Annotated in this window: 7 protein-coding genes; 3 read left to right on the forward strand and 4 right to left on the reverse strand. The window is 61.9% G+C overall.

Annotated elements, in window-relative coordinates; translation table 11 throughout:
• Window positions 1-467: 467 nt before the first annotated feature.
• Complete coding sequence (locus tag ACZYVJ_RS01090) at window positions 468-1,706, forward strand: fatty acid desaturase family protein (protein ID WP_463829305.1); 1,239 nt, start codon at window positions 468-470, stop codon at window positions 1,704-1,706.
• Here ACZYVJ_RS01090 and ACZYVJ_RS01095 read toward each other — a convergent pair.
• Complete coding sequence (locus tag ACZYVJ_RS01095) at window positions 1,703-1,906, reverse strand: cold-shock protein (RefSeq protein WP_463832783.1); 204 nt, start codon at window positions 1,904-1,906, stop codon at window positions 1,703-1,705. The genes ACZYVJ_RS01090 and ACZYVJ_RS01095 overlap by 4 nt on opposite strands.
• A 770-nt stretch (window positions 1,907-2,676) precedes the next feature.
• Between ACZYVJ_RS01095 and ACZYVJ_RS01100 the strand changes: the two genes are divergently transcribed.
• Entirely contained in the window at window positions 2,677-3,204 is a 528-nt protein-coding gene (locus tag ACZYVJ_RS01100) for a DUF5994 family protein (RefSeq protein ID WP_463829306.1), read from the forward strand.
• Window positions 3,205-3,276: 72 nt separating this feature from the next.
• Here the strand turns inward: ACZYVJ_RS01100 and ACZYVJ_RS01105 are convergent, their stop codons facing one another.
• The 3 genes from ACZYVJ_RS01105 to ACZYVJ_RS01115 form a co-directional block, all read right to left on the reverse strand.
• Window positions 3,277-3,747, reverse strand: a complete 471-nt coding sequence (locus ACZYVJ_RS01105) for a DUF5994 family protein (protein WP_463829307.1) — start codon at window positions 3,745-3,747, stop codon at window positions 3,277-3,279.
• 213 nt (window positions 3,748-3,960) lie between these two features.
• Window positions 3,961-4,764, reverse strand: a complete 804-nt coding sequence (locus ACZYVJ_RS01110; RefSeq protein WP_463829308.1) for a transglutaminase-like domain-containing protein — start codon at window positions 4,762-4,764, stop codon at window positions 3,961-3,963.
• Between the two features lie 60 nt (window positions 4,765-4,824).
• Complete coding sequence (locus tag ACZYVJ_RS01115; RefSeq protein WP_463829309.1) at window positions 4,825-5,619, reverse strand: GAP family protein; 795 nt, start codon at window positions 5,617-5,619, stop codon at window positions 4,825-4,827.
• 1,206 nt (window positions 5,620-6,825) lie between these two features.
• On the opposite strand from ACZYVJ_RS01115, the gene ACZYVJ_RS01120 reads away from it, so the two are divergent.
• Window positions 6,826-7,053 carry an MbtH family protein gene (locus tag ACZYVJ_RS01120; protein WP_463829310.1) on the forward strand — a complete coding sequence of 76 codons (228 nt, stop codon included), beginning with the start codon at window positions 6,826-6,828 and terminating at the stop codon, window positions 7,051-7,053.
• Window positions 7,054-7,106 lie beyond the last annotated feature (53 nt).

Here is a 7,106-nt window from a genome sequence, read left to right on the forward strand (position 1 = left end):
GCACTGCAAGATCGGGCCGAGGGCCAAGGACCGTTCGTCTGCCGTTTCGGTCGCGTGGAGCGCCCGAGCGCGGGGCTCATGTATCCTCCGGGGGTCAACCGACCTCGAGCCGATAAGGCAGGTGCTCAAGCAGATGATTCGGCCGACCGGACCGCTGAGGGTCCGGAGGGCTGGCTGCGCCGCCGCGATCCGATAGGGAGGACGACGACGGGCCGCAGCCGAATCAACTCTGCAGCCATACTGGAAATCGCGGACCAAAAGATTGATCACGGCTCCAACGCCCCGGGGCGGCCGTGGTCGAGAAGTTGGCCGCTCAGCTGAGGCCGCACCGAATTGTTCCCGCCCCTCGCGCCTAACACCATCACAAGATCGGACGTGACCCTTTGCCGCGGTTCGTAAACCCGCCCTGTCCGCACGTCATCGCGCAGCCGCGCTGCGCAACCATGTCCGAATCTCACTAGGATTCCGTGGCTATTACCGAGGTACCTGAATACGCCCACCTGAGCGACGAGGACCTGCAGGGACTCGCGTCCGCTTTAGAGACCATCCGTTGCGACGTCGAAAATTCGCGCGGCGCCAAGGACCGTGACTACATCCGACGCGCTATCGCCTTTCAGCGATGCCTCGAGGTCGCGGCGAGGCTGACCATTCTGGGCAGCAAATCCAAGTCCGGATGGCTTACCGGTACCGCGGCGCTGGCAGTGGCCAAGTGCGTCGAGAACATGGAACTCAGCCACAACATCACCCACGGGCAGTGGGATTGGATGAACGATCCGGAAATCCATTCCAGTACCTGGGAATGGGACATGGTCGGTCCCTCGAAACACTGGCAGTCCTCTCACAACCACCTTCATCATGTGTTCACCAACATCGTGGGTGTGGACGACGACCTCGGATTCGGAGTCCTGCGGGTCACACGAGATCAAAAGTGGCAGCCGAGCGCGTTAGCGCAGCCGTTGCGCGCGGTGCTGCTGGCGATCGCCTTCGAATGGGGCGTCGCACTGCACGGCCTGTACGCGGTCCAGGACCGGGAGACCACAGCTGCCGCAAAATCCGTCCACACGAAGACGATGATCGGCAAGATGGCCCGCCAGGTCGGCAAGGATTATGTTGTCTTTCCTGCATTGAGCCGTAAGCGATGGCTGCGCACGCTGGCGGCGAACATCGTGGCCAATGGGTTACGCAATGTGTGGGCGTACATGGTCATCGTCTGCGGTCACTTCGCCGACGGAGCGGAGAAGTTCACGCCGTCGGTTTTGGAGAGCGAGACCAAACCTGAATGGTATCTACGACAGATGCTGGGAACCGCCAACTTCCGGGCCGGGCCGGTACTGGCGTTCATGAGCGGCAACCTTTGCTATCAAATCGAGCACCACCTGTTTCCCGATCTGCCGAGTAATCGCTACCCCGAGATCGCTGAACGGGTACGGGCTCTGTGCGCCACCTACGACTTGCCTTACACCACTGGGTCGTTGCTGCGGCAGTACCTACTCACGGTCCGGACAATCTGCAAATTGGCTTTGCCCGACCGGTTTCTGTTCGCCACCGCCGACGACGCACCAGAGACGGCATCCGAGAAGAAGTTTCGCAACGCCGCTGAACAACCGCGGGTGGCAGTCGCGGACAACGGTGTGAGGCGGCGCGGATTGCTGACAGCAATGGCCAACCGCGGGGATCGCCGCCGCGGCCTCGTGCTTCGTCGCTAGAGGGCGGATACTCCGACTGCTTGGGGGCCTTTAGGTCCCTGCGTGATCTCGAACTGGACTCGTTGATTCTCCTCAAGCGTACGGAAACCGCTTGCCTGAATCTCGGATTGGTGGACGAACACGTCCTTTTCCTCACCGTCAGGGGCGATAAATCCGAATCCCTTTTCGCTGTTGAACCATTTAACAGTTCCTTGCGGCATACCAACTTCTCTCTCTTTTTCCAGTGGATCTAATTCAGCCATATCCAAGTTCAGCCGTCACGCGGAAACAACGCTACCTGCCGACCGAATTTGCCTGTCACCCTCGAGACGGCGGGGCACGGCGGAATCGCTAGTTGCCCGATCAGGGCTTCTTGGGATGCAGTAACGAATCAGTCTGCGAGACCCGGGCGGCCTTGGTACGCTTCGCAGCGCGTTTCTCTTTCAGGGACTTACCCGTTTTCTTCGTCATAGTTTGGCGAGGAGACTTGTCAGACATCGCGGCCCTCTGATTTGGGGGCCTGATTGGTCCCGTTTCGTCGAGTCTACGCTGCTGCGGGCCGCCCGTGCTCGTCTATCCAGAACCTGCTGGTAAAAGCTTTGGAAAGACACAAGAGGTGAAATCTGGCTGCCCGGAAAAATCACGTTCTCCGGCGGTCGCCGTGAAGTTGCGTGCAGCGCGGCCGATGAGTCGGGCTGATGGTGGGTTGTTCCATCTCGCCTGGTCGGTCCAAGCCACGGGTGCACCGATGCCCGTTCCGTTGCGAGCTACGTTGAGCCGCAGCGGGGTTCGCTCTGCCGACGTGAGTTGCTGTTTAGTGCAGTGGCCGGCCGGGTGACACTCGAGCAAATGATGGCGTAACGTTGGCGCAGAGCCGTTACATTGTCGGCACTGGCCTCGAACGTCATTGCACGCACGAGATCACGGACAATGCGATTCCTCCGTCGACCTGACTTTCGGGCCGATTACCGCGAAGTTCGAAGGGCCGCAAATGAATCGCGCAAATCCGTTGTTCGACCTCGTCGCATCTGAACAGCATCCGGTGGCGGAGCCACCCCCACGCATGATCGGTATGGCGGGGCCGGCGTGCCGAGGGAGCTCGCTGCGGCTCACGCTGGCAACCCGGCTCGGGAACAAGGTCGATGGGGCATGGTGGCCCCGAACCGGGGTGATCTCGCGAGAACTGCCTGAATTGGTGTCCGTTTTGAACGTACGTCTGGGGCAGGTCATCGACATCAACGTCAACTGGTCAGCGTTGCAAGGGCAGCCGGAACTGAATTGGGGCTGGTGGCAAGGCATTAACCCGCAAATCATGACGGTCTCCGGAGCGGATGCGCGAGCAAAGCTTCTGATAGTTCCGCACCGCACCGGTACTGCGCTCGCGGTGATGGTTTTGCGGCGGGCTGCCGGGTTACCCGTCTACGCGATCGATCATGATTCGCGCGCGTTCAAGACCGCCGAAGGTATTGTGCGCGCCGCAGGCGGCGAGACGATGTCCGTCGCGCGCCGTCGCCGCTGAGACGATCTCGCGCCGGGACAGCCGATAGACAACGAGTTTCGTTGGATTCCAGCGCTTTATGTCGGTATGGGCCTACGTGCGGGCTGCTGTCTCCTTCGCGCTGATCATCAGCAAGCTTTCGACCGTCAAGCCGTTGCTCGGGCCGGCGGCGGTCATCATGACGGCGTGCGCGTGCGCGGGATCGGTCTCGCGAGACAGCACCAGGAGAACGATTCTCTTGCGGTTGGTTCCGACGACTTCGACGGTGTTGACGGGCTGGAGGCGATACCCGTCGAGCCGTACTACCTGGTCGCCAAACTCACATTTGGCGGGCGCCTTCGCCCATTCGTTGAGTTTGTAGATCACCCGGCCAATTGGACCGAGTCGGACTGATAGCACCGCCAGCAGATCCGGCAGTTCTGCCTCGAGATCCTCGCTGTGCGGCCACCACGCCCCATCGACAGACCCGCTACGGGGTGCCTTGGGTTTCAGGCGCAAGCGCGGGGTGTGGGTCGGCGGGCTTTGTCGATGTCCGACATCCATGCGGTCTGTTTGCGGCGTCATAGTGACGCTCCCGTCTTGACCGCGAAACCGGCCAATTATTCGAATCGGCGACGACATGGCTTTGAATCGCCACGTACGAAGTATCGCCAACCGCTCCCACACTACTCTGGTATCCAGTCCGAAGGGCCGCAAATCACCAGATCGCGGTTTCGGACTGCGAGTCATCCGGTCATCCGTCGATTTACCATGCAGCGCAGTCGGTTTCAGCCGACCTCAGCGGATGGAAACCAGTTGGTCGATGGAGTCCCTGGGCAACTCGCCGTCCACCACGGCGCTCACGACCAGGCGATTCAACGTGATCGCACCTTTGTGATTGTCGAGGAACGCCGTGTCGGAGGCGTCGCGACCGGTGGCTATCCGCACCAGCGTTTGTCGCGGTGCCAGCAGCGTCGCGTCGACAACCCGCCAGTGCCCGTCGACGAAAGCCTCCGCGACGGCGTGAAAGTCCATGGGATACACGCCCGGCGCGTACACCGACACCACCCGGGCCGGGACGCTGACCGCCCTCAGCAGCGCCACCACCAGATGGGCATAGTCTCGGCACACACCTTCGCCGGCGAGCATCGTGTCCACCGCCCCGTCAATCGGGTCACTGGAGCCGGGGACATAATCCAGTCGCGTGCCCACCCAGGAACTGACGTGCTCCAGCAGTTCCGCCGAATCGCGGTCGTTGCCGAATTCCGTTGCGGCGAAACCAAAGAACTTATCGGATTCGGCGTAGCGGCTGGGCCGCAGGTACATCGACTGGTCGTATTCGGTCACCGGAGGCGGCTCAGTTTGACCCACGATCGTCGCCTCGTAGTCGACCCGCAGGGTGCCCACAGCCGCGTCGAACTTATGGATGCGGTTGCCATGAAGCCCGCTGATTTCCATGGGCGTGATCGGCTTTCCGTCACACACGAAGCGCAGCGACTCGAACACCTCGGCTCGCGGATGGGGTGCGACCGCGATCTGAAACTCCAACGTCGTCGCCGCGGTGATTTCGACTTCAAGCTCGGCGCCCACTTCTCGTCTCATAGCGAGATACTGCGCGAGTTGTCCTCGATCCGCCACCCCGCGGCGTTCGGGCTGCCGCTTTTAGAGGATGTGTAGACCCTGCGCCAGCTGTGACACGCCGACCACCGTGAACAGCGCCACCAAAATTTGCCGGTGGTAGGTCCGCACCCAATTGTGCAGCACGAGCAAGCGAGACTGGGTTTTCGCCGGCGTCAGCACATACCCGACGAGAATGACCTCGACGACGGCGTACATCAGAATGACGAACGCGACGGAAGCGCTGGCCTGCGCGGTGACCGATGCCCCCGACGCCGCGATGACCGCGACGATGAACAGGACACCGTCGACCGGCACCGAGATGATGCCGATCACCCACGCGACCCACCAGGAGCCGCTCTCCCACGCGTTGTGAACGCGGCCGAGCAGACGCCGGACTGGCGATGGGCTCTCCACCGACGCATCCGGGACCCGGGTCAGCAGCCGCGGCATCGCGATCGGCGCACCCGAGACCATCGACAGTTCCCGGGAGCGCTCGTCCTCGGGTACGGATTGTGGCGTCCGCGGACGGGCAAGAAAGCGCACCGTCATCACAGCGGCGATCGACAGGCCGACGACGCCGAGGCCGATCTGGATCTTGCCGAGGGTCGAGCTCGCCGACGGGGACGCCGAACCGTGCGCAACATGTCCAAACATCGGGGTGAAGTTCAGCAGCATCAGCGGGACGAGCAACTCGGGTATGCACACCGTCAACCCGCCTAGCCAGTATGCGAGCAGACTCGGCCCGGGCCGTGGCCGAGAGATCATCAGCAGGGCGAGCCCGAGACGGACGGGATTGAGCGCAGCCAGAATCCCCAGGCCCAGCACTGACCCCCACATGGTTCGAGACGCTACCCGCGCGCGGCCGGGTCTAAACGCCGCCGAATTGCAGGTAAGAACGGGAAATTTTTCGTTCGGCAAACTCGGCTATGAATCAGCTGTGTGCGCCGAAACGTGATCGTGTCCAACGGATTCGGGCTTCGCCACCGCAGGCATAGCGGCGCAGGTGAGGAAGCGGTTCTGTGAGCCGATGATGCGCGGGCTCATGCCGCCGGTTTCGGGATTGCAGGGTTAGCGGGCCAGCGTGATGTGCCTGCGCTGGCGAACTCCGTACCCGCCACGGGTGCGTGACATCAATCACAACAAGCCTGCGTGGGGCCCTGCTGCGGCACTGGCAGAACGTAGTCGGCAAACGGTAGCCGGTGAGGGTGCGTCCGACGAAACCCGACCGGCGATGTTGCCCGGCCCTTGAAGCGTGGTCGCCACGGAACGCTCGCTGGTAGCTACGGGTGGAAACAGTCTGGCGCGGACCACGGCCACGACATCGGCCTTCACTTAGCAAGCGTCCATACGTTTTCACACGGTGCGCGTGTGGGATTCGACATCTGGGCGATCGCCGCTAGGCTTGAACGCGAATATCCGTGAATGCGCTGCTAGGAGCCGTTTAGTGAGATTTTCGCCGAACTGCGCTGGGATGGGGCCGCAGGCGACAGGCGGCCACGCCGGGCGAAACCGGGTGTCGGAAGCAAAGATTGGGTGATCGCCCGGTTGCATGCCGCGTGGTCGACTTCGGCAAACGACCAACGCCGAGCGACAGGGAAGCCACGCGAGCGTCAGGCGTGCCAGCCGGGCAGTGATAAATGCAACACCGGCGCAACACGGTCTTTTGCTGCGCGGAAACGCAACCGTGCAGCAGTAACATTGGCTGCGGATCGGGTTATGTAAGAACGGAATTCAGATGTTTCGGGGAGTGACTGTTGGGTATCCGCGCACCGTGGATCGCGACGTCGATAGCGGTAGCGTCAGCGCGCACTGGCCGCGCTGTTCGGTAATCAACGGCTGTCGGCGCGGGGCCGGGATGGGTACCGCGACGATCGTGTTGCGGCGCCACCCCTCGTGACCGAGTTCACCGGCGCTGACATCCAGCGGGTGGGCTGGTCGACATTCTGGCCGGGCCTGACGGCTCAATCCTCAAGCGCTGCAAGGATGCTCGCGTTGCGGGCAGCGTCATTTGGTAATTTAGGTTGATGTAAGGGGGTCCATCCGTTGCCGCTCAATCCGTTCGATGACGACAATGGCAGTTTTTTCGTCTTGGTCAATAACGAAGAACAACACAGTCTTTGGCCAACATTCACTGTCGTTCCCGCCGGTTGGAGGGTAGTTTTCGGGGAAGCTGACCGCGCCACCTGCCTGCACTACATCGAAGAATCCTGGCCCGATATACGGGCGAAAAGTTTGCGCGAGACGCTGACCGCGCCGGTTTGTGATCAGTAGACCGTCGTCGGTATGAAGGGTTTCGGGGTCAAACTTTTAGTGGGGGTCGTGTA

This window comes from Mycobacterium sp. IDUB_3, from assembly GCF_055419585.1.